This is a genomic window from Cobetia sp. 2AS (assembly GCF_029846355.1).
In the GTDB taxonomy this organism is placed as follows: Bacteria; Pseudomonadota; Gammaproteobacteria; order Pseudomonadales; family Halomonadaceae; genus Cobetia; species Cobetia amphilecti.
Genome location: NZ_JARWKQ010000014.1, coordinates 1 through 1,415, shown reverse-complemented (window position 1 = coordinate 1,415; position 1,415 = coordinate 1). Strand labels below are relative to the sequence as shown.

Below are 1,415 nucleotides of genomic sequence, written 5' to 3'. Positions count from 1 at the left end.
ACCGTCGATGCCCCGGCACTGACCTCCGACACCACGCCGACCATCGTCGGTACCACCGATGCCGAAGACGGCAGCACCGTCACGCTGGTCATCACCGACAGCGACGGCAACGAACAGACTGTCACCACCACCGTCGAGAACGGCACCTATACGGTTGACGCCGAGACCCCGCTGAGTGAAGGCGAGTACAGCGTCGAGGCCTCGGTCACCGATCCGGCCGGCAACACCGCGACCAGCAATGACGTGGGCGCCCTGATTGGCGGCGATTCTGGAGAGGTAACGGAGGATGGCGTTACCGAAGCTTCCGGCGCGCTTGTCGATGTCGAAAGTACTGATGTTGTCGCTGGCACCCAAAGCGATGATTACGGCACTTTCAGCGTCAACGAGGCAGGGGAGTGGACCTACACCCTCGACAATGACGCCACCGAGACCCAGGCACTGGCCGCGGGCGAGACCGTCACCGAGACCTACACCGTCACGCTGAGCGATGACTCGACCACCACGGTCAACATCGTCATCACCGGTACCGACGACCTGCCGGTCATCACGGCCGATTCTGGCGCCGTGGAAGAAGACACCACCCTGGAAGCCAGCGGTACGCTGACGGCCACGGATGCCGACAACCCGGATCTGGCCTTCGTCGCCGCCACCGATGACAGCAGTGTCTACGGCAGCTTCGAGGTCGCCGCCGATGGCAGCTGGACCTACACCCTCGACAATGACGCCACCGAGACCCAGGCACTGGCTGCCGGCGAGACCGTCACCGAGACCTATACCGTCACGCTGAGCGATGACTCGACCACCACGGTCGACATCGTCATCACCGGCGTGGACGACGGCGCCGTGATCTCCGATGACAGCGGTGAAGTCACCGAAGACACCACCCTGGAAGCCAGCGGTACGCTGACGGCCACGGATGCCGACAACCCGGATCTGGCCTTCGTCGCCGCCACCGATGACAGCAGTGTCTACGGCAGCTTCGAGGTCGCCGCCGACGGCAGCTGGACCTACACCCTCGACAATGACGCCGCCGAAACCCAGGCACTGGCTGCCGGCGAGACCGTCACCGAGACCTATACCGTCACGCTGAGCGATGACTCGACCACCACGGTCAACATCGTCATCACCGGCGTGGACGACGGCGCCGTGATCTCCGATGACAGCGGTGAAGTCACCGAAGACACCACCCTGGAAGCCAGCGGCACGCTGACGGCCACGGATGCCGACAACCCGGATCTGGCCTTCGTCGCCGCCACCGATGACAGCAGTGTCTACGGCAGCTTCGAGGTCGCCGCCGATGGCAGCTGGACCTACACCCTCGACAATGACGCCACCGAGACCCAGGCACTGGCCGCGGGCGAGACCGTCACCGAGACCTACACCGTCTCGCCGCCGATGGCAGCTGGACCTACACC

At 64.7% G+C, this 1,415-nt stretch carries 1 protein-coding gene; it reads left to right on the top strand.

Features of this window, described 5'->3' with window-relative positions:
- Positions 1-1,415: VCBS domain-containing protein (locus QD356_RS17720; RefSeq protein WP_279878486.1), on the top strand; the 1,415-nt coding region annotated here is incomplete at both ends.